Origin of the sequence: Xanthomonas sp. MLO165, assembly GCF_018831305.1 — a bacterium.
GTDB classification, from domain to species: Bacteria; Pseudomonadota; Gammaproteobacteria; order Xanthomonadales; family Xanthomonadaceae; genus Xanthomonas; species Xanthomonas arboricola.
Window position 1 is genome coordinate 4096857 of record NZ_CP029263.1, and the last position, 19904, is coordinate 4116760.

Sequence of the window (19904 nt, forward strand, 5' to 3'; positions counted from 1 at the left end):
ATTGATCCTGAACAGTTACGACAATCGGCCATCATGCCGTCAACGCCATGACGAGAAGTAAACACATCGTCAATGCGTGACTCAGGGAGCGGCTTGCGGATCGCTGCCCAGCGGCAAGGGGTGCACTGCCACGATGCGGTCCATCCAGATCCAGTGCGGCTCCTGCGCGGCATCCAGCTGGTCGATGCGCAACTGGCCGTTGAGGCCTTCGCGCTGCTGGTCGTCCAGATAGGTCTGGATGCTCGGGCGCACGGCGACGGTGCCGCTGATCATGCTGCCGTCGTCGAGCTCGACGCGCACGCGCTCCTGGCCACCGAGCAGCGACACCCAATGTTCGAGCGTGGCGATCTGTACTTGTTCCGAATAGACATGCGGGGCGTATCTGGACATGGCGTCATCTCCATCGAGGGAATGCACCACGCTAGGCCATCGGCCGTGAAAGAGGCAGTAAACAGCCTCTTTCACCCGTGCTTGTCAGCCGGAGCAGCGGCGCGACATCGGCGCCGCCTGCGGTCTCACTCCACCGATTCGCGCGCGGCACGCACCGCGGTGACCAGTTGGGCGACGCTGTAGGGTTTGGCCAGATGCTCCTGGAAACCGGAGTCCAGCGCACGCTTGCGATCGTCGTCGCGTGCCAGGGCGGTCACTGCCACGGCCGGCAGTGCCGCCGCGTCCAGCCCCATATTCTCGCGCACGGTGCGGATCAGCCCGTAGCCATCCATGCCCGGCATGCCGATGTCGGTCAGCATCAGATCGAAGCGTGCGTGGCCGCGATGATCGATCAATGCCAGCGCATCGGTGGCGCTGCCGGCGGTGACCACTTCGGCGCCCTGCTCTTCCAGCAGGCGGCGCAGGTAATCGAGCATGTCCGGCTGGTCTTCCACCGCAAGCAGGCGCAAGCCATTGAGCGCGCGCGCTTCGATGATCTGCTCGGACATCAGCCGTCGGCGCAGCTCGCGCCGCGGCCTCCTGGCCTGATCGGGAATATGCTCCGGCAGGCGCACCGTGAAGGTGGCGCCCTTGCCGCGGCCGCCGCTGGTGGCGCTGACCTGGCCGCCATGCATTTCCACCAGCTGCTGTACGATCGCCAGGCCCAGGCCCAGCCCACCATGCTGGCGCGTGGTAGTGCCGTCGGCCTGGCGGAAGCGGCCGAACAGATGCGGCAGAAACTCCGCTGCGATGCCGTCGCCCGAATCGCGTATCGCGACCAGCAAGTGGCCGTCGTCGCGCTCGATGGTGACGTCGATGCGGCCATGCGCCGGGGTGAACTTGATCGCGTTGGACAGCAGATTCCACAGCACCTGCTGCAGCCGCGTGGCATCGCCCAGCACCAGGCACGGCGTGGACGGGGCATGTACTTCCAGCACCTGGTCCTTGCCTTCGGCAGCCAGCTCCTGGGTGTTCAGGGCCTCGCGCACCTGTTCGACCAGATCCAGCGACTCGACCTCCAGCTGCACCTTGCCCAGCAACATGCTGCTGAGGTCGAGCATGTCCGAGATCAGGCGTTTCTGCGCACGGGCGCTGCTGGCGATCACCGACAGGCCCTTGTAATTGGGATGACCTTCCTCGACCCGCTGCAGCAGCAGCTCGCTCCAGCCCAGGATGGTGGTCAGCGGCGTGCGCAACTCGTGCGACAAGGTGGCCAGGAACTCGTCCTTCAGCCGCGCCATGCTCTCGGCTTCGTTGCGTGCGCTGCGCTCGGATTCGAGCAGCTGTTCGCGCGCCAGTTCGATCTCGCGTTGTTCGGTCACGTCCGGGCTGCTGCCGGCCAGGCCGATGAAGCGCCCGTCGGCCGAATAGCGCGGCGTGGCGGTCATTTCGATCCAGCGCCACTGCCCGTCGTGGCGGCGCGCACGCACCAGTGCATGCAGGCCGCGCTGTTCTTCCAATGCGGTGGCCAGTTCGAACTGGAAGATCGACAGGTCGTCCGGATGCAGCAACTCGCTCCAGGCCGACACCGTGCCGCTGGAAATATCGATGCCGAAAAATTCGCCATAGGCACTGTTGACGAAGCGCACCACGCCTTGCGCGTCCAGCACCCAGACCGGCATCGGCAGGCCATCGGCCAGGGCGCTGAAACGTGCCTCGCTCTCGGCCAGCTCGCGCTCCACCCGCTTGCGCTCGGTGATGTCCATGAACAACACCGCCACCCGCGCCTGCTCCGGCTGCCCGACCCGGAATGCGTCCACCGAATACCAGCGGCGCAATGCCTTGGCCTGCATTTCGAAGTGGATGCGGTTGCCGGTGCGGGCAACATGGCCGTAGCGGTCGAACCATTCCTGTTCGTGATCGACCAGCATGCCGCGAATGGAGACATTCAATACATTGGAAAGACCGGTGTAGCGCTCGAACGCGCCATTGGTCATCCGGATCACGTAATCGATGGCCTTGTCGCCATCGAACACCATATCGATGACGCAGAACCCCGCGTCCAGATTATGGAAGATCTCGTGGTACATCCCCGGGTCGAGGAAGGGCTCGGCGAGGGCTGCCGGGTGGCTGGTAGCCAGATCGGGGCTGGTGGTCGAGGTGCTCAAATCGGGATCCAGGGGTGATGCCAGGGCGGATGACGAGCAGATGAAACCACGCCCGGTGTCGTCAGCGGGTGCACAGCCGGCCGACCCGGTTCACGCGCGTGCCACCGGCTCCCCAGGAATCACCACAGCAGCGCCGCGCACAGCGCGATGCAGGCCGCCAGCACCACGATCCCGGCGACTACCCCGCGAAACACCCACTCGCCTTCGCGGCGCAACTGCTCGTCCATCCAGCGCTGCGCTTCTTCGCGCCAGGCGGTGGAACGCGCGTACTCGGCGTCTAGCAACAGCAACCGCACCCGCGACAGGCCAAGTTTGGCGCATTCGCTGCGGCAGCGCTCGCTGAAACCATCCTCGCCGGTGGCGACCTGTGCGCCCAGCGGCAACTGCAGTTCGAGTTCATGCCTGGACATAACGGGGGCGCTCCTGATCAAGCTCGTGTTCCAGCGCCATCCGCGCCAGTTGGGTGTAGTTGGCGCGTGGACCCTGGCCGCGGCCGGTGAGCATTCCCTGGTAATCCAGGTCCTGCCAGACCCGCCCGGTCCACTCGACGCAATCCTCGGCGATCACCAGCATCAGCGAGTAGCGGTATTCCAGCCCGTTGGCGGCGGTGTAGGCGTAGACCGGCGGGAACTGCACCGCCACATCGCCCTGGCGCGCCAGCGCGGCCAGGTGTTCGCGCAAGGCATCGCGCGGCGAGGCTCCCGGTTCCATCCGCAGCGCGCGGGTCGCCAGATCCAGATCCACATCGCTTTGCAGGGCGACGAAGGCGGCGGCCCCGGTGGAGGGGTTATGGCCGTGTTGTTTCGCCCAGTCGATGAACTGCAGGCGCACGTCCGACGGCAGGTGTGCCGGCGCCGAAGAGGCTGACTTTGTGCGGAAAGAGTGGGTGTCCATGCTGGCGATCTTCCTGGCTGCGCCGTGAAGCGCAGGCGCAGGCGCGGTGAACCCGCCGTCATGGCGCCAGCGCTGCGGATTAACCGCGTGGCAATGGCCGGCAAGCCCTTGCGCGGCAAGCGTTGCGGGCGGTCAGACGCGCCCCCACACTGCAATGACGCCCGGTACGTCCACGTACCTTCCGCTTGGAGACTTTCCATGAAACGTTCCAGCCTTTGCGGCGCCAGCCTGTTGCTGGCAGGACTGCTCGCGGCAACCGGCGCGCAGGCACGTGTACGCAACGTCACCGACCCGCAGGCGCCACGCGCGCTGACCGGCGATGGCAAGGTCGATGTGCGCTGGACCGACCCGGCGCAGTTTTCCGAAGTGCGCTTCAGCGGCAACCGCTGGGAAGCGCAGCGTGGCGACTGGGTGACCCAGCTGGCGACCTATTTCCAGCAGAGCGCCGCGCGCAAGCTGCCCGACGGCCAGCGCCTGAGCGTGACCATCACCGACATCCGCCGCGCCGGCCAGTATGAGCCCTGGCACGGGCCGCGCATGCAGGACGTGCGCATCGTCAAGGACATCTACCCGCCGCGCCTGAGCTTCAACTACACGCTGACCGGCGCCGATGGTCAGGTGATCGACCAGGGCGAACGCAAGCTGGTGGATTCGGCGTTTCTGATGAGCGGCCCGCGCCTGACCGACAGCGATCCGCTGCGCTTCGAAAAGGCGATGATCGACGACTGGGTGCGCAAGCAGTTCCGCGGCGACCGGAGTACCGCCGGGCTGTAAGCAGCCGCTTCAAGCCTCTCCCGTTGGGGCACGGCACGGCTTGCGCGCCACTGGCGCGCGTGCCTTGGTGCGCCTGCGCCGCTGGCGCAGGCCGGGGCGCGGAGCGGGGGTTGGGGTGAGGGTACGGGCGAAGCCCACCTGTCGTTCCAAGTGTGGCTTCGCGTCCCCTCATCCGCCCCTTCGGGGCACCTTCTCCCGATGGGAGAAGAGACATCTCACCGCGTGACTCCCTCGCCCACTGCCGCCTCACCCACATACGTCCGCGGCACGCGCTTGAGTCCACACAGCAGTTGATATGCGCTGACATTGCACTGCGTTGCCAGCGGACTGACGCGCGGCGCATCTCCCCACAGCTGCACTGACGCACCGATGTCGGCCTGCGGGTGCTCGGTGAGATCCACGGTCAGCATGTCCATCGACACACGCCCGATCAGCGGGCAGACCTGTCCATCCACCAGCACCGGGGTGCCGTTGGGGGCGAACTGCGGATAGCCGTCGGCATAACCGGCCGCCACCACGCCGACGCGGGTGGGCCGCTCGGCGACGAAGCGGGCGCCGTACCCCACCGGCTCGCCGGCCGGCAGCTCGCGCACGGAGATGATGCGCGAGCGCAGCGTCATCACCGGGCGCAGTTGCGCGGTGGTGTCGGTGTCCTGCGGAAACGGGTTTGCGCCATACAGCATCAGCCCCGGGCGCGACCAATCGTTGCGCAGCGCCGGCCAGCCGAGCAGGCCGGGCGAATTGCGCAGGCTGGTTTCGGCCTGCATGCCGCCTGCAGTGAGTGCGAACGCCACCGCCTGCTCGTCGGTGCGGCTGCACTCCAGCTCATCGGCGCGCGCCAGATGGGTCATCAACACCAGCGAGGCGATCTGCGGCAGCCCGCGCAGACGCAACCACGCCGCACGAAAGTCTTCCGGTGACAGGCCCAGCCGGTGCATGCCGCTGTCCAGCTTCAGCCATACCCGCAACGGACGCGGGCTCTGGAACTCGGCCAGCGCGCGCACCTGCTGCGGCGTGGCCACCACCGTCCACAGATCATGCTCGGCAATCAGGCGCAGTTCGTCGTGTTCGAAGAACCCTTCCAGCAGCAGGATCGGTGCGCGGATGCCGGCCTGACGCAGCTCCAGGGCTTCTTCGATGCAGGCCACCGCAAAGCCGTCGGCCTCGCCGTCCAGCGCCTGCGCGCAGCGCACCGCGCCGTGGCCGTAGGCATCGGCCTTGACCACCGCCAGGGCCTTGCTGCCGCCCAGGCGCTTGGCCAGGCGGTAGTTGTGACGCAATGCGTCCAGGTCGATCAACGCTTGCGCAGGACGCACTACGCAGCCTCCTGCTGCGCGCGGGCGCTGCGTGGCGACAGGTAACGGAAGATGTCCAGGCCTTCGCTATCGATGTCGGGCGTGCGGCCCTGCATCAGGTCGGCCAGATAGCGGCCCGAGCCGCAGGCCATGGTCCAGCCCAGGGTGCCGTGGCCGGTATTGAGGAACAGGTTGGCATACGGCGTGGCACCGACCACCGGCGTGCCGTCCGGCGTGGCCGGGCGCAGGCCGGTCCAGAACTCGGCCTGGGCCAGATCGCCGGCGCCGGGGAACAGGTCGTTGACCACCATCTCCAGCGTGGCGCGGCGGCGCGGATTCAACGACAGGTCGAAGCCGGCCACCTCGGCCATGCCGCCGACGCGGATACGGTCGTCGAAGCGGGTCAGCGCGATCTTGTAGCTCTCGTCCAGCACCGTGGAGGTCGGCGCGCGCGCGGCATCCACGATCGGGATGGTCAGCGAATAGCCCTTGAGCGGATACACCGGCAGGTGCAGGCCGAGCGAGAGCAGCAGGTCGGCCGAATAGCTGCCCAGCGCCAGCACGTAGCGGTCGGCGGTCTCGATGCGGCCATCGATCTGCACGCCGGTGACGCGCCCGCCTGCGTGCTGCAGATGCTCGATCTGCTGCCCGTAGCGGAACTCCACCCCCGCCTGCGCGGCCAGTTCGGCCAGGCGCTGGGTGAACAGCCGGCAGTCGCCGGTCTGGTCCTCGGGCAGGCGCAGGGCGCCGGCCATTTGCGCGCCACCGCCGGCCAGGCCCGGTTCGAACTGCGCAATCTGCGCCGGGGTCAGCAGCTCGTAGGGCACGCCGTACTGGGCCAGCACCTCAATGTCCTGCGCGGCGGCATCCAGTTGCTGCTGGGTGCGAAACAGCTGGGTGGTACCGAGCTGACGGCCCTCGAACTCGATGCCGGTGCTGGCACGCAATGCGTTCAGGCAATCGCGGCTGTAGTCGGACATGCGCACCATGCGCGCCTTGTTCACTGCATAGCGCTCGGCGGTACAGTTGCGCAGCATCTGGCTGAGCCAGGCCAGCTGACGCAGGTCGCGGGTGGGCCGGATCGACAGCGGTGCATGCTGCTCGAACAGCCACTTCACCGCCTTGCCGGGCACGCCGGGCGCGGCCCACGGCGAGGTGTAGCCGAACGACAGCTGGCCGGCGTTGGCGTAGCTGGTTTCCAGCGCCGCCGCCGGCTGGCGGTCGACCACGGTGACCTCGCAACCGGCCTGCGCCAGATACCAGGCCGTGGTGGTGCCGATGACGCCACTACCGAGAATGAGCACCCGCATGTCGTTCTCCTGGAAAGGGTATTCCCCCACAAGCAGGCGCCGAGGGGGACAGTTAGACGCAGTATATTGCGAGCCAGGCAGTGCCATTTCTGGAATCGGCCCGCCTTGGCAGTGAATCCTCCTGTCAAACCCTGTGGAAGCAGACCCGATGACGACGCGCACCCGCGAGCTGGACAAGATCGACCGCAAGATCCTGCGCATCCTGCAGCAGGAGGGGCGGATTTCCTTTACCGAACTGGGCGAGCGGGTGGGCCTGTCGACCACGCCCTGCACCGAGCGCGTGCGCCGGCTGGAGCGCGATGGCGCCATTACCGGTTACTACGCACGGCTGGACCCGCACTATCTCAAGGCCAGCCTGCTGGTGTTCGTGGAGATCAGCCTGGCCTACAAGTCCGGCGACATCTTCGAGGAGTTCCGGCGCGCCGCGCTCAAGCTGCCCAACGTCCTGGAATGCCATCTGGTCTCGGGCGATTTCGACTACCTGCTCAAGGCGCGCATCAGCGAGATGGCCTCCTACCGCAAGCTGCTCGGCAGCACCTTGCTGACCATGCCGCATGTGCGCGAGTCCAAGAGCTACATCGTGATGGAAGAGGTCAAGGAGACCCTGGCGTTGCCGATCGAGGGCTGAGATTTGGGATTCGGGAGTCGGGATTGGTAACGGCGCGGGTCAGCGCACCACGCGCATGCCGTCACCGGCCGGGACCGCGTCGTAATAGCGCCCGGTCTTGGTATCCAGCACGCGGTTGGCGCCGGCCGGCTGCATGCCCTGCAGCAAGCGGCCATTGCGGTCGTAGACCATCGGCGCGCTGGCCGGCGCAACCTGGCTGCCGGCCGGCGCCACCGGCGTTTGGGCCGGGCCACGGGTCGGGATGGTGGGCGCGGACGGGCGCTGGCCGAGCTGCGATGGCACCGGAGCCGTGGCCGGCGCGGGCTGCACTGCGCGCGGCGCGGTCAGCGTGGGCTGGGCGGGCGTCGGGCTGGTGATCGGCTGCAGCGTATTGGACGAGCGTGTGCTGGTGGCCGATTGCGCCGCCGCAGCGCTGGCGGCAGCCAGCAGGCCACACAGCAGCAGGCCGCGCATTGAAGAAGGGATCGCCATGACGGACACCGTGCTTGATCGAGGAGTACTCACTGGATGGGGGCGCCGGCGTGCTGCGGCAATGCATCGGGCCGGCTATGGCCTGAACGCGTTCGCGAGATGAGTGCGGCGCGAAAGGCACTTGTCTGCTCCCATCGGGACAAGCTGGCGCACAGCGCCGGATGAGGGTGCGTGAAGCCTGGCAATCAGTACTGCGTCGTGGCTTCGCCGCCGTGCCCTCACCCCAACCCCGCTCCGCGCCCCGCCCTGCGCCAGCGGCGCAGGCGCACCAAGGCACGCGCGCCAGTGGCGCGCAAGCTGTGCAGTGGCGCCCCGGCGGGAGAGGGGCTTGGTCCCGGCACGCTTGAACCACGCCGACAGCGCCCACATCACGGGTGCAGGCGCGGCACCCTGCCAGCGCGCGCATGCGAGAACCCCATGAGCCAGTTCGATCTGACCCCTCCCTCCCCCGCCCAACGCGACGCCCTGATCGCCGGGCTCAGCGACGAGGAACAGCGCGTGCTGCTGCACCATGGCACCGAAGCGCCGTTCTGCGGGGTGTTCCTGGACAACAAGCTCGACGGCGTCTACACCTGCCGCCTGTGCGGGTTGCCGTTGTTCCGCTCCAGCGCCAAGTTCGAATCCGGCACCGGCTGGCCGAGCTTCTTTGCCCCGTACGACACCGCCCATGTGCGCGAAATCCGCGACACCAGCTACGGCATGATCCGCACCGAGATCGTCTGCGCGCGCTGCGACAGCCACCTGGGCCACGTCTTCCCCGACGGCCCGCCGCCGACCGGCGAACGCCACTGCCTGAACTCGGTCTCGCTGGGCTTTACCGAAAACGGCCAGGTCCTGCCCAACCCCTTGCAGCGCGCAGGCGCCGAAGCGCAACCGGCCTGAGCCGACACATGCATCCGGCCCGGGGATTCCGTGCCGGATGCATGCCTGCAACACCTGCGCCTACCTATGCGCCCACTGGCAGGCGCTGCCGCATCGGCGACGCAGCGCAGCGACCCCGGCAGTGCGTCGAACCATCATTGCGACCAAGCGCCGACTCAGCTGCGCCAAACTACGTCACGACGAGCGTTGCAGAGATTGCTTGCAGTGGGTATCCGCGCCGCAAAGCCCTTCAATCAAGGGCTGGAACGGCCTGAGCGCACCTAGCGCTAGCAACGACAGCGCCGCAACCTGCCGCGTGAAGAAGCGATCCACCAAGCGATCGTTCAGTTACACCGCACACCTTCACGCCGTGCGCTTCAAGAATCCGCCGCGCAAGCCGAAACAACAGCAACCCTGTTTGCTTTTGGCTGCGCCATGCTCATCATCATCGGCTTCATCGTCGTCATCGTCAGTGTCCTCGGCGGCTATGTGCTGTCGCATGGCAAGCTGGGCGCGCTCTGGCAGCCGTACGAGCTGATGATCATCGGTGGCGCGGCGTTCGGCGCGTTTCTGGTCAGCACGCCCGGCAAGATCGTCAAGGAGACCTTCAGCAGCATCCTGGGCGTGTTCAAGGGCCCGCAGTACAAGTCCGACGACTACAAGGACACGCTGAGCCTGATCTACGAGCTGCTCAACAAGGCGCGCCGCGATGGCTTCATGGCGCTGGAAGATCACGTCGAAAAACCGCAGGACAGCACCATCTTCGGCAACTACCCCAAGGTGGTCGCCGACCATCACCTGCTGGACTTCATCACCGACTGCCTGCGCCTGATGATCGGCAGCAATATCGAGCCGCACGAGCTGGAGCCGTTGCTCGAGCTGGAGCTGGAAAAACATCACCACGAGGCGCTGGCGCCCTCGCATGCGCTGAGCAAGGTGTCCGACGGCCTGCCCGGCTTCGGCATCGTGGCGGCCGTGCTCGGCATCGTGATCACCATGGGTTCGATCGGCGGGCCGATCGAGGAGATCGGCCACCACGTCGGCGCCGCCCTGGTCGGCACCTTCCTGGGCATTTTGCTGGCCTATGGCTTCGTCGCACCGCTGGCCGCGGCGATGGAAGCGCGCGCCGAGCAGGACGGGCGCATGTACGAGGCGGTCAAGACCGCGCTGCTGGCCTGCCTGCGTGGCTACAACCCGAAGATTGCGCTGGAATTCGCGCGCAAGACGCTGCCCTCCAACGTGCGTCCGAGCTTTGCGGATTTCGAAACGCACCTGAAGACGATCAAGTAGGACCGCGGTCATGGCCGAGGGCAAATCCACCGTCGTCATCCGACGGGTCAAGAAGGTGCAGGGCGGCGGCCATCATGGCGGCGCCTGGAAGGTGGCGTTTGCCGACTTCGTGACCGCGATGATGGCGTTCTTCCTGGTGCTGTGGCTGATGGCCGCCACCACCAAGGAGCAGCGCGCGGCGATCTCGGAATACTTCCGCAATCCCAGCCCGTTGTCGGGCAAGTCGCCGGCCCCCTCGCCGGGCATGAACGGCCCTGGTGGCGCCAGCACCTCGATGATCAAGCTCGGCGGCACCGCCGACATGGCCAAGGGGCAGAAGGACGAGATGGGCCGCAAGCGCGACAACGCTGCCGACACCAACGAGGACAGCCGCGCCAGGGACAAAAAGCGCCTGGAAGCGCTGATGCAGGACCTGAAAGAGGCCATCGACAAGAGCCAGGCGCTGGAGCCGTTCAAGGACCAGTTGCTGCTCGACCTCACCCCGGACGGCCTGCGCATCCAGATCGTGGACAAGCAGAACCGGCCGATGTTCGACATGGGCCGCGACCAGCTCAAGCCGTACACCGTGGCGATCCTGCGCGAGCTGTCCAGCTTCATCAACCAGGTGCCCAACCACATCAGCATCACCGGCCACACCGACACCACCGCCTACAGCAGCGATACCGGTTACACCAACTGGGAACTCAGCGCCGACCGCGCCAATGCCGCGCGCCGTGCGCTGGTGGGCGGCGGCATGGACGATGCCAAGGTCACCCGCGTGGTGGGGCTGTCCTCGTCGGTGCTGTTCGACAAGACCGACCCGCAGAACCCGATCAACCGCCGCATCAGCATCGTGGTGATGACCCAGGATGCCGAACAGGCCGCGCTGGCCGGCGCCGGCCAGGGCATTGCGCTGGGCAAGCCGACCCACGATGCCGACACCCATGTGCCGGATCTGAGTGCCGCAGCAACCGCCACCACCGCGGCGGGGACCCCGGCCGCGCTGCCTGCGGCAGGACCCAGCGCTGCTGCGCCGGCGGGTGGACCTGCGGCTGCGGCCAGCGCCACACCGCCTGCTGCAGCACCCCCGGTCACCAGCGCCGCGCCGGCGGCACCGCGCGTCTCCACGCGCAGCCAGGTGGCTTCGGCCACCGCACTGGCCAAGGCTGCCGAAGCCGCCGTGGCCGCACCGCGCACTGCGGTCAGCGAAGTACCCGCGCGGCGCTGACGGCGGCTGCGGGAACTTGGCCTGAGGTTGCCTGGCGGTTTTTGGTGTTCTTGGCGTTCTTGGCGTTCTTGGCGGTTGCGGGCAGCGGGCAGCGGGCAGCGGGCGGCGGCAGACGGCAGACGGCAGACGGCAGACGGCAGACGGCAGACGGCAGACGTTATCGTGCATGTCGAATCCGATGTGCATCCCGAACTTGATTTGCATCCCGGATCTGGTCGCCCTGCGGGCTGCTTGTCGGGCTTGTCGGGCTTGTAGGGCTTGTCGTCCTGAATGCCGATCCTGACCGGCAATCGCGCGTTGGCGCCCGGCAGACGCGCGGTGCCAGCCGCTGCAGCCTGTCCGGCATATCGGCGTCAGCGGCCTTCGCAACGCCGGAAGCGCCGACAGCAGCATCCCCCGGCGCGGCCGGCGTTCATCGGCCTGGCGGCGGTACCCGAGCCGGGTCACGCGCAAGCGCCTAGAATGGTCGGCCATTCCCAGCGTCGAGAACACCGTGTCCCGCAATTCCAAGGCCAAGCGCGACAAGCGCAAGAAGTCCCAACCCAAGCGCCCGATCGTCCGTCTGGGCCAGGCGCCGCAGATCGCCAACCATGCCGTGCTGCAGGATGCCGACGGCCGCGTGGTCGCTGCGATCGGCTTGCAAAACGGCAGCGAATGGCTGCTGTCGATCGGCGGCCAGACCATGGGCAGCGCCGACAACCCGGTGCCGATGCTGGCCATGCTCAAGCACCTGGCCAATCTGCAGGAGAAGGAAGGCAAGACCATCTCGCTGGAATACTCCACCCAGCTGCAGCAGATGATCGACGACCTGGCCGCCGAAGACGGCAAGACCGCCGAGGAATACCTGACCACGCTGGTGTCCGAGTTCGAGAACAGCGACGCTGAAGGCGACGACGGCGAAGCCGAAGACACAGACGCCGAGGCAGGCGATGCCCCGGCAGATGCCGACGCGGACACCGATGCCGATGCTGATGCCACCGCCGAAGACGCCGCTGCCGAGACCGCAGGCGACGCGTCGCAGGACGACACCGACGACGCAACCGACGGCGGCAAGAAGAAGGGCAAGAAGGCCTAAGGCCTGCCCGTGGCCGTCTACGTCGACGATGCGGTGCATCCGTGGCGCGAGCAGCGCTGGGCGCACCTGCTCGGCGATACGCTGGACGAGCTGCATGCAATGGCGGCGCGGCTGGGCATTCCCCGCCGCGCCTTCCAGAACAAACTCAGCGGCGCGCACTACGATGTGTCCGCAACGCTACGCGCCGAAGCGATCGCGCTCGGTGCCATTGCGATCTCCCGTCACACCGACCGCGCCCTGCTCAAGGCCTTGATCGCCAACGCGCGTGCACAGGCGCGCGGCGAGGCGCCTTGAGGCGGGGATTGGGGAGTCGGGATTTGGGATGCGCAACCGCGGGCTGATCGGCGGCGCGCCGTTGTAGGAGCGCGCCCGAGCGCGAGGAGCCGTCCCGGTAACGCCCGTCGCGCGCAGGCACGCTCCTACGTGGCAATCGCTGGGCCGTGTAAGCCTCCTGGTAAAGAGGCCTGCAACTTCACGACCGGCGGCATCCCCTCCGCACCATAACGGCACGCTGTTGTAGGAGCGCGCCTGAGCGCGAGGAGCTGTCCCGGTAACGCCCGTCGCGCGCAGGCACGCTCCTACGTGGCAATCGCTGGGCCGAGTAAGCCTCCTGGTAAAGAGGCCTGCAACTTCACGACCGGCGGCATCCCTCTGCACATGACGGCACGCCGTTGTAGGAGCGCGCCTGAGCGCGAGGAGCCGTCCCGGTAATGCCCGTCGCGCGCAGGCACGCTCCTACGTGGCAAGCGCTGTGCCGAGTAAGCCTCCTGGTAAAGAGGCCTGCAACTTCACGACCGGCGGCATCCCTCTGCACATGACGGCACGCCGTTGTAGGAGCGCGCCCGAGCGCGAGGAGCCGTCACGGTAACGCCCGTCGCGCGCAGGCACGCTCCTACGTGGCAATCGCTGGGCCGTGGACCATGCCTGCGCGGCAGACCTTAGTGGCCACCAGGCGCTTGGCATGCTGCTGCGGCAGCACGCACCACCGCGGCTCGACACACCCACACCCACACATCGTTCCTGCGAATCCCGAATCCGGAATCCGGAATCCCGATTACTCCAATCCCGATTCCCCCAATCCCGGCCCCGCCTCAGAACGCCTCATTCCCCAGCCGCACTTCCACCCCCAACAGCGAGGTCAGCGCCAGCATGGCGTCGTCGTCGCGGCTGAGCGCGATCCAGCCGGCATAGGCGTCGCCACCGGTGTTCCAGTTCCACAGCGAGTAGCCGTGCTCGCGCAGACGATCGAAGGCCACCGCCATCAGGTCGGGCACACTCAGATCGCTGGAAAACTCCTCGTCATCCAGGTCGCCGCCCCAGTCGATGCGCAGGTTCCAGCGCGCGCTGAGTTCGTCGATGGCGGCAATGAACGCGTCGGTGTCCTTCCAGTCCACGAAAAAGCCCGAGCGCCAGTCGATCGCATCCTTCAAGGCCCACAACCAGGCATCGTCGCCCTCGTCGTCGTCCAGGTCGGCCTGCGCCTCGCGCCAGGTATCGAACTGGGCCATGGCGGTGTCTTCGTCGCCGGGATTGATCAACACCAGCAGATTCCACACCCGCGCCGGGTGGTCGTCGACATCGTCTTCGTCGCCTTCGGGCTGCAGGCCTTCGTCGTCTTCGTAATCGGCGCTGTTATCGGGCATGGCGGTCTGGTTCCAGGAGTACAGGCGTGAAGTGTGAGGCCTGGCGGGGCGCAAGCAAACCGCCCGGCGCGTGCGCAGGCAGCGCCGGGGCTGATCTTCGCGGCGCGGGCCCGTATCCTGTGCGGCCGAAGACGGCCATCCCGGCCGCCATGACGCCTTTCCCATGAGCGATACCCCTCCCGATCATCTGGCCATCGATGCACGCAGCCCGTTCCACAATGCCGATGCGCTCGGCCGCGGCGTCGGCGTGCGCTTCAACGGTGTCGAACGCGACAACGTGGAGGAGTATTCGGTCAGCGAAGGCTGGATCAAGGTGCAGGTCGGCAAGGCCCGCGACCGTCGCGGCAACCCGATGACCATGAAGATCAAGGGTGAGGTGGTGGCCTACTTCCTGGACACCAAGAGCGACGCCAAGCCTGCTGCCGAATAAGAGCGGCTGACACCACCACGTCACGCCGGGCTACTGCAGGCCGGCTGCCCTGCGCCGTGGCTGCAGGGCCCTGGCCCGCCCACCTCGCGGGGCACGCTGCAAGTACGTCCTTGTCAGCGCTGGCGACTGCGAGAGGGCGAGGACCATCGGAGGTGGTCGTTTCGTTGCGCAGAGCTTTCAATAAAGCAGCCGGCAAACTCTCTGGCGTGGCGCCCTCGCCGATTGCGAGACCGTGGGACGGCATGGATGCGGCTACCGAGTCCCCAGGGCCGGGTTCACGGCGCGTCCCGCGAGCCGCGAGGGCGCTGCGCACTCCCCCAGTCAACGTTGACCCGGACTGCCGACGGCATCCACCAGGGTGCGGCCGACCAAACCACTGCCGTCACCACTCACGCCTTGAGCCGGTAACCGCTGCGGAAGATTGCCGCCACCACGCCCAGGCACACCAGCAGGAACAGGAAAGTCATGCCGGTGCTCACCGCGATGTGCACGTCGGCCTTGCCGTAGAAACTCCAGCGGAACCCGCTGATCAGGTACACCACCGGATTGAACAGGGTGACCTTCTGCCATAGCGGCGGCAGCATGTTGATCGAGTAGAAACTGCCGCCCAGGAAGGTCAGCGGCGTCACCACCATCAGCGGGATCACCTGCAGTTTTTCGAAGCCGTCGGCCCAGATGCCGATGATGAAACCGAACAGGCTGAAGGTCAGCGCGGTGAGCACCAGAAAGCCCAGCATCCACAGCGGATGCGCGATCTCGTAAGGCACGAACAGCCGCGCGGTGAGCAGGATCAGCAAGCCCAGCAACACCGACTTGGTGGCCGCCGCGCCCACATAGCCGATCACGATCTCCCACCAGGCCACCGGCGCCGACAGCACCTCGTAGATGGTGCCGGCCCAGCGCGGCATGTAGATGCCGAACGAGGCGTTGGAAATGCTCTCGTTGAGCAGGGACAGCATCACCAGCCCGGGAATGATGAAGGCCCCGTAGCTGACGCCGTCGATGTCGCCCATGCGCGAGCCGATCGCCGCGCCGAACACCACGAAATACAGCGAGGTCGACAACACCGGCGAGGCGATCGACTGGGTCAGCGTGCGGAAGGCGCGCGCCATTTCAAAGCGATAGATCGCCGCGATCGCATGCCGGTTCATGCGCGCACCTCCACGTTGCGGGCGCCATGCACCAGGTTGACGAAGATCTCCTCCAGCGAACTCTCGCTGGAATGCAGGTCCTTGAAGTCGATGCCCTGCTCGTTGAGCCGCCGCAGCAACGCACCGATACCGGTCTGCTCGGCCTGGGTGTCGAAGGTGTAGACCAGGCTGTTGCCGTCGGCCGACAGCTCCAGCGGCAGATCGGCCAGCGCGGCCGGGATGGCCTGCAGCGGCGCCTGCAGGCTCAGCGTGAGCTGCTTCTTGCCGAGCTTGCGCATCAGCGTGTGCTTGTCTTCCACCAGCACCAGCTCGCCGCGATTGATCACCCCGACCCGGTCGGCCATGTCTTCGGCTTCCTCGATGTAATGGGTGGTCAGGATCACCGTGGTGCCCTGCTCGCGCAGCCTGCGCACCATCTGCCACATGTCGTGACGCAGCTCCACGTCCACGCCTGCGGTGGGTTCGTCCAGAAACAGGATGCGCGGCTCGTGCGCCAGCGCCTTGGCGATCAGCACGCGCCGCTTCATGCCGCCCGACAGCGTGGAAATCTTGTTGTGGCGCTTGTCCCACAGCGAGAGCTCGCGCAGCACCGTTTCCAGATACGCCGCATTGGCCGGCTTGCCGAACAGCCCGCGACTGAAGCGCACGGTGGCCCACACGGTTTCGAACGCGTCGGTGGCCAGCTCCTGCGGCACCAGGCCGATGCTGGCACGCGCGGCGCGGTAGTCGCGCACGATGTCGTGGCCATCGGCCAGCACGGTGCCGGTGCTGGGGTTGATCAGCCCGCAGATGATGCTGATCAGCGTGGTCTTGCCGGCGCCATTGGGACCGAGCAGCGCGAAGATCTCGCCGCGCCGGATCTGAAGGTCCACCTGCTTGAGCGCCTGAAAACCGCCAGCGTAGGTCTTGCTCAATCCCTGGATGGAAACGATTGGAGTCATGTCTTCTGCACTGGAGCGATCAGCCGCACAGGGTAGGCCGTGCGCCATGAAGATGGGAGAAGTGCGGATGGAATGGTGTCTTCCGGCGCGCGCCGGGAAGCTTCAGCGAACTGGACCGCGCACGCCTGCTGCGTCCGTTAGTCGGCGCATCTCCGTAGGAGCGCGCCTGAGCGCGATGGGGCTTTCCCGCCAACGCCCCATCGCGCCCAGGTGCGCTCCTACCCGAACACGGCAACCGCTGTGGCTCCTGCGATTCCCCACTCCCGATTCCCTCGCGCTCACGCGCGCTTGCGCGACTCGATCAGGTCCAGATTGCGCACCAGCCGGCGCGACAGGTCGTCGGAAATCTCGCGGCGCCTGGCCAGCTTGAACAGCTCGTTGCGCTCGGCCACCAGCGCGGCATGGCGGAACTGGCGCAGCGCCTGTTCGTAGGCGCCGGCCTCTTCCGGATCGGTCTCGGCCATGTCCACCGCGCCGAGCTTGCGTTGATAGCGCTGGCTGACCTGGTTGGCGGCGGCGTTGTAGCGCTCGGCATGCTTGCTGCCGTCCACCAGCCGCTGACGCAGTTTTTCCACCGCTTCCAGCGCCGCCTGCGAGGCCGCCTTCACCGCCAGGTCTTCCTTGAGCTGCTCGTCTTCCTCCTCGGGCAATTCCAGCCCGCGCAGCAGCCGCGGCAAGGCCACGCTGGCCACCAGCAGCGACACCAGGATCACCGAGGCGGCCAGGAAGATCGCCAACTGGCGGGCCGGAAACGGCGAGCCGTCTTCCAGCATCAACGGCAGCGTGAGCACGCCGGCCAGGGTGATCGCACCGCGCACGCCGGCCAGCGAGACCGCCACCACGATGCGCCACGGCGGGCTGACATGCTGCTCGCCGCGCCACTGCGCCTTGAAGATGTTCCAGCGCAGCGACAGGAACACCCACACGAAGCGCAACGCCATCAGGCTGGCGCTGATGGTGGCCACGTACACCGCCAGCCACCACGGATTGAGGTGCCCGGCCTCCTGCACGCTGCGCACCGCCCCGTCCAGGATGCCCGGCAACTGTTCGCCCAGCAGCACGAAGATGATGCCGTTGAAGGTGAACTGCACCGTGTCCCACACCGCCGAGCGCTGCAGCCGCATATTGCCCGGCGCGTTGCCGGCCATCTCCACGTAACTCATGGTGACGCCGGCGGCTACTGCGGCCAGGATGCCGGAGGCATGGAAGGCTTCGGCCAGCAAATAGGCCGCGAACGGGGTCAGCAGATTGACCAGGATCGCCGAACCCGGCTCCTCGCCGAAGTGGCGCCAGATCCAGGCCTGGATGCGGCTCAGGCCAAACGTGGTGGCCACGCCCAGCGCCAAGCCGGCCAATGCCACCCACAGGAAGGTCAGCGAAGCGGTGGCGAGCGAGAAGCTGCCGGTCAGTACCGCGGCCACCGCGAACTGGAAGCACACCAGCCCGGAGGCATCGTTGAGCAGGGACTCGCCTTCCAGGATGTGCATCAGGCGCTTCGGGATCGACACCTTGGAGGCGATCGAGGACACCGCCACCGGATCGGTCGGCGAGATGATCGCCGCCAGCGCGAAGGCCACTGCCAGCGGCATCGCCGGGATTAGCCAATGGATCAGCAGGCCCGCACCGATCACGGTGAACACCACCAGACCCAACGCCAGCTCGAGGATGGCCGCCTTGTCGCGGAACAGGCCTTGTTTGGGAATGCGCCAGCCATCCAGGAACAGCAGCGGAGGCAGGAACAATAGGAAGAACAGCTCAGGTTCCAGCTCGTGCCCGGCATCGAACACACCCGAAACCACCGCGCCAAGCGCAATCTGGACCAACGGCAGGGGCAACGAGAACGGCAGGATGCGGATCAGATAACCGCTGGCCGCGACCGCCAGCAACATGGCGAGGACGACATCGATCGAATGCATGGAAAACCCGGAAGAAGAAACGGTGCGCGCGTGCGGCATCGCATAGTGCAACGCACCATCACGCGCCTACGGAAACATACCGGTTTGCATCCGGCGATGAAACCTTTGCGCCACCTCGCCCGGCTTGCCGTCCGTTGCGGCAGATCTGCCATCGGGGCGCGTCGATGCCACACCGTTGCGATTCGCATCGGCCCCGGCGCCGCTGGATACGCCAGCGAATGGACGCGCGCGCCCTGTTGCGGGAGTGCCCTGCCAGGCAGCTCACCGACAGACTGCAATCAGCTGTGGCGAACGCGCCTGTTCGCATGCGGGGACGATTGCCGCGTGGTCTTGACCGGGACGATGAAGGTCGCTTGCTGCAGTTGCAGCCTGGAGTCGTAGTGACTCACCACCACCTTGACTGCCTTGGGCTTTTTCCGGAAGGCATACGGCCACTGCGCGCCGACCATCTGCTGGCCGATCTTCTGGCCGTTGGCGTCTTCCACGAGTTTGAGGTGCACCGGGTAATTGCCTGCGCCGCCATTGTCCGCATCGTTGGCATCGACCACATCGATATGGGCTTTCGAAAACGCCAGCGTCGAGGGCCCGCCATCCTTGTCGTTGGCGCTGTCATCGAACCCGATGTTCCTGTAGCTGTAACTCACCAGCAGCACCTGCGTGGGCCGCCAGGACCCACCGCCATCGTCATGGATGTTCACCTTGGCCGGGCGAACGGCATCGATAGTGAACTGCCACTCGCCCGGAACAATCCATTGCTGCCCTGGCCCGTAGGCTTCACCGGACGGAGCAACGGACTTTGCCGGCGTTGGCGTCGAAGCCGGTGCTGCGGCCCAGGCCTGCACGGTGCCGCACACCATCACGCTTGCAGCCAGACATGCTGCCAGTGCCAGCCGCGTGCATTGGGTTTTTTTCTGCGTCATCTAGCTACAACCTTTCTGCGTGATTCGGTGAATTGCGTTGGCCGCAAATGCGGAGCCAGCCTGCAAGGTTCAGCGTCATTATCTGCACTCCACGCTAGCTGAGATAAGTGCAGCCGGTGGCGCGAGGTTACATGACACAAGCAGCAGATCACCGACGACATCATGCTGCAGCCGTGGTTATTTAGTCCGGCTTCACCCACGAACTTATGTAGCAAAAACCACCTGATATTCACGCACTCGATAATCAGGTTGCAGGACTAAAGATAATCTTGCCTAACTTCTTCGCGCTTGCTGGTAACTGTCGTCAGCAACGCATTGAACCTTGCCTGCACTGGCTGCGCATCGCATGGACGGCGGCAAGTCGATCGCGTCCTGTCTGCAATGGCACCTCGACCTGCATCGCTTCGGTTTCGACCACCGGCACATGCCTGGGTTGCTGCTGCCGCCCGAGCCCAGCGAGCGCAACAGGCTGTGTCGACGTCTGCGTTATGACGATCTCGAGCAACGCGGTGCCAGGTACGCCCGTGTAAAAACCGCGTGATGCATCCGCGCTGCATCTAC

General features: G+C 66.4%; 21 protein-coding genes. 9 read left to right on the forward strand and 12 right to left on the reverse strand.

Going from position 1 to position 19904, the window contains the following annotated elements; translation table 11 throughout:
- Positions 1–81: 81 nt before the first annotated feature.
- The 4 genes from DGN21_RS17095 to DGN21_RS17110 form a co-directional block, all read right to left on the reverse strand.
- Positions 82–390, reverse strand: coding sequence for a DUF3247 family protein (locus DGN21_RS17095; protein WP_016903450.1), 309 nt, complete (start codon positions 388–390; stop codon positions 82–84).
- Positions 391–515: 125 nt separating this feature from the next.
- Positions 516–2549, reverse strand: a complete 2034-nt coding sequence (locus DGN21_RS17100) for a PAS domain-containing sensor histidine kinase (RefSeq protein WP_160955162.1) — start codon at positions 2547–2549, stop codon at positions 516–518.
- A 107-nt stretch (positions 2550–2656) separates the two neighbouring features.
- Entirely contained in the window at positions 2657–2947 is a 291-nt protein-coding gene (locus DGN21_RS17105; protein ID WP_104574587.1) for a hypothetical protein, read from the reverse strand.
- Positions 2934–3380: a hypothetical protein gene (locus DGN21_RS17110; RefSeq protein ID WP_046346071.1), complete on the reverse strand. Its 447-nt coding sequence runs from the start codon at positions 3378–3380 to the stop codon at positions 2934–2936. The genes DGN21_RS17105 and DGN21_RS17110 overlap by 14 nt, the downstream gene beginning before the upstream one ends.
- A 249-nt stretch (positions 3381–3629) precedes the next feature.
- Between DGN21_RS17110 and DGN21_RS17115 the strand changes: the two genes are divergently transcribed.
- Entirely contained in the window at positions 3630–4205 is a 576-nt protein-coding gene (locus DGN21_RS17115; protein ID WP_024940281.1) for a DUF3016 domain-containing protein, read from the forward strand.
- 215 nt (positions 4206–4420) lie between these two features.
- Here the strand turns inward: DGN21_RS17115 and alr are convergent, their stop codons facing one another.
- Positions 4421–5521, reverse strand: a complete 1101-nt coding sequence (alr, locus tag DGN21_RS17120; RefSeq protein ID WP_046344495.1) for an alanine racemase — start codon at positions 5519–5521, stop codon at positions 4421–4423.
- Entirely contained in the window at positions 5521–6810 is a 1290-nt protein-coding gene (locus DGN21_RS17125; RefSeq protein WP_039525213.1) for a D-amino acid dehydrogenase, read from the reverse strand. The genes alr and DGN21_RS17125 overlap by 1 nt, the downstream gene beginning before the upstream one ends.
- A 148-nt stretch (positions 6811–6958) precedes the next feature.
- Here DGN21_RS17125 and DGN21_RS17130 point away from each other — a divergent pair, with 148 nt between their 5' ends.
- Positions 6959–7438, forward strand: coding sequence for an Lrp/AsnC ligand binding domain-containing protein (locus DGN21_RS17130; RefSeq protein ID WP_024940284.1), 480 nt, complete (start codon positions 6959–6961; stop codon positions 7436–7438).
- A 39-nt stretch (positions 7439–7477) separates the two neighbouring features.
- Here DGN21_RS17130 and DGN21_RS17135 read toward each other — a convergent pair whose 3' ends face one another.
- Positions 7478–7909 (reverse strand): hypothetical protein, encoded by a 432-nt coding sequence (locus DGN21_RS17135; protein WP_126966600.1) that lies wholly within the window; start codon positions 7907–7909, stop codon positions 7478–7480.
- Positions 7910–8326: 417 nt separating this feature from the next.
- Here DGN21_RS17135 and msrB point away from each other — a divergent pair, with 417 nt between their 5' ends.
- From msrB to DGN21_RS17160, 5 genes are all read left to right on the forward strand, one after another.
- The gene (gene msrB / locus DGN21_RS17140; RefSeq protein WP_102253354.1) at positions 8327–8791 is read left to right on the forward strand and encodes a peptide-methionine (R)-S-oxide reductase MsrB; all 465 of its coding nucleotides are present in this window, start codon (positions 8327–8329) and stop codon (positions 8789–8791) included.
- A gap of 414 nt (positions 8792–9205) precedes the next feature.
- Positions 9206–10060, forward strand: a complete 855-nt coding sequence (gene motA / locus DGN21_RS17145) for a flagellar motor stator protein MotA (protein ID WP_024940287.1) — start codon at positions 9206–9208, stop codon at positions 10058–10060.
- A gap of 10 nt (positions 10061–10070) precedes the next feature.
- Positions 10071–11267, forward strand: a complete 1197-nt coding sequence (gene motB, locus DGN21_RS17150) for a flagellar motor protein MotB (protein WP_126966599.1) — start codon at positions 10071–10073, stop codon at positions 11265–11267.
- Positions 11268–11658: 391 nt separating this feature from the next.
- Positions 11659–12342 carry a hypothetical protein gene (locus DGN21_RS17155; protein ID WP_241235267.1) on the forward strand — a complete coding sequence of 228 codons (684 nt, stop codon included), beginning with the start codon at positions 11659–11661 and terminating at the stop codon, positions 12340–12342.
- A 9-nt stretch (positions 12343–12351) separates the two neighbouring features.
- The gene (locus DGN21_RS17160; RefSeq protein WP_024940290.1) at positions 12352–12636 is read left to right on the forward strand and encodes a DUF4031 domain-containing protein; all 285 of its coding nucleotides are present in this window, start codon (positions 12352–12354) and stop codon (positions 12634–12636) included.
- 797 nt (positions 12637–13433) lie between these two features.
- Here the strand turns inward: DGN21_RS17160 and DGN21_RS17165 are convergent.
- Positions 13434–13985 carry a hypothetical protein gene (locus tag DGN21_RS17165; protein ID WP_126966597.1) on the reverse strand — a complete coding sequence of 184 codons (552 nt, stop codon included), beginning with the start codon at positions 13983–13985 and terminating at the stop codon, positions 13434–13436.
- Between the two features lie 163 nt (positions 13986–14148).
- Between DGN21_RS17165 and DGN21_RS17170 the strand changes: the two genes are divergently transcribed.
- A complete protein-coding gene (locus DGN21_RS17170; RefSeq protein ID WP_046344507.1) occupies positions 14149–14415 on the forward strand; it encodes a DUF3297 family protein in 267 nt (88 codons plus the stop codon).
- A gap of 389 nt (positions 14416–14804) precedes the next feature.
- Here the strand turns inward: DGN21_RS17170 and DGN21_RS17175 are convergent, their stop codons facing one another.
- The 4 genes from DGN21_RS17175 to DGN21_RS17190 form a co-directional block, all read right to left on the reverse strand.
- Positions 14805–15566 carry an ABC transporter permease gene (locus DGN21_RS17175; protein ID WP_054593061.1) on the reverse strand — a complete coding sequence of 254 codons (762 nt, stop codon included), beginning with the start codon at positions 15564–15566 and terminating at the stop codon, positions 14805–14807.
- The gene (locus tag DGN21_RS17180) at positions 15563–16507 is read right to left on the reverse strand and encodes an ABC transporter ATP-binding protein (protein ID WP_054593062.1); all 945 of its coding nucleotides are present in this window, start codon (positions 16505–16507) and stop codon (positions 15563–15565) included. The genes DGN21_RS17175 and DGN21_RS17180 overlap by 4 nt, the downstream gene beginning before the upstream one ends.
- A 278-nt stretch (positions 16508–16785) precedes the next feature.
- The gene (locus DGN21_RS17185) at positions 16786–18423 is read right to left on the reverse strand and encodes a Na+/H+ antiporter (RefSeq protein ID WP_016900897.1); all 1638 of its coding nucleotides are present in this window, start codon (positions 18421–18423) and stop codon (positions 16786–16788) included.
- A gap of 278 nt (positions 18424–18701) precedes the next feature.
- The gene (locus tag DGN21_RS17190; protein WP_237475003.1) at positions 18702–19343 is read right to left on the reverse strand and encodes a hypothetical protein; all 642 of its coding nucleotides are present in this window, start codon (positions 19341–19343) and stop codon (positions 18702–18704) included.
- Between the two features lie 346 nt (positions 19344–19689).
- Between DGN21_RS17190 and DGN21_RS17195 the strand changes: the two genes are divergently transcribed.
- Complete coding sequence (locus DGN21_RS17195) at positions 19690–19884, forward strand: hypothetical protein (protein ID WP_160955153.1); 195 nt, start codon at positions 19690–19692, stop codon at positions 19882–19884.
- Positions 19885–19904 lie beyond the last annotated feature (20 nt).